The following is a 1,042-nucleotide window of genomic DNA, read 5'->3' as shown; positions in this document are numbered from 1 at the left end:
GGCCAGCTGGTCGCCGTTCATCCCGCTTACGATCTGGCCTTTGATGCTTTTGCGCCAGACACCGTCCACGGCAATCCGAAGGCGCGGCAGGACTGGGCCGTCGATCAGGTTAAGAAAGCTGCCATCGCCGCGCGGCGCATGGGGCTGGATACCACGGTCAGCTTTACCGGCTCGCTGGCTTTTCCCTATCTCTACCCGTGGCCGCAGCGCCCGCAGGGCCTGATCGAGGAGGCTTTCGCCGAACTCGCCCGCCGCTGGCGTCCGATCTTTGATGCCTATGCCGACCAAGGCGTAGCGATCGGGTTCGAAATCCACCCCGGAGAGGATGTGTTCGACGGCGCGACCTTCGAAATGTTCCTTGATGCCGTGGACGGGCATGAGGCCTGCCGGATCAACTACGACCCCTCACATTTCCTGCTCCAACAGATGGATTATCTGGAATTCATCGACCTCTACCACGAGCGTATCTGCGCCTTCCACGTCAAGGATGCCGAGTTCAACCCGACCGGGCGGCAGGGGGTCTATTCCGGTTATCAGGGCTGGACCAACCGGGCCGGGCGCTTCCGCAGCCTCGGCGACGGTCAGGTGGATTTCGGCGCGATCTTCTCGAAGCTGACGCAGTATGGCTATGACAGCTGGGCGGTGCTGGAATGGGAATGTTGCCTGAAATCGCCGGAACAGGGGGCGGCTGAAGGTGCGCCCTTCATCGCGCGCCATATCATTGAAACGACGGACAAGGCCTTTGACGATTTCGCAGGCGGCGAGGTTGATCAGGCCATGATCCGATCCATGCTGGGGCTGGGCCGATGACACCTTTGAAACTGGGCATGGTCGGCGGCGGGCAGGGCGCGTTCATCGGGGCGGTGCATCGCATCGCCGCCCGGCTGGATGGTCAATGGCAACTGGTGGCCGGGGCGCTGTCATCTGACCCGCAGCGGGCCGAAGCCTCGGCGCAGGAGTTGGGGATCGAACGGTCTTATTCCGATTTCCGTCAGATGGCGCAGGCCGAGGCCGCCCGTGATGACGGGATCGACGCCGTGGC

The 1,042-nt window shown here is 63.1% G+C and carries 1 protein-coding gene and 1 pseudogene; both read left to right on the top strand.

Annotated elements, in window-relative coordinates; translation table 11 throughout:
* On the top strand, positions 1–810 hold an 810-nt coding region (locus ACR0K4_RS22965; protein WP_480855916.1), incomplete at its 5' end, for a sugar phosphate isomerase/epimerase family protein.
* A pseudogene (locus tag ACR0K4_RS22960) lies at positions 807–1,042 on the top strand (gfo/Idh/MocA family oxidoreductase); the annotation flags it as partial. The gene ACR0K4_RS22965 and the pseudogene ACR0K4_RS22960, both read left to right, overlap by 4 nt.

It is taken from the genome of Ruegeria sp. K11, assembly GCF_056531905.1.
Note: the sequence above shows the minus strand (reverse complement) of the source record. Positions and strands in the feature narration are given on the sequence as shown.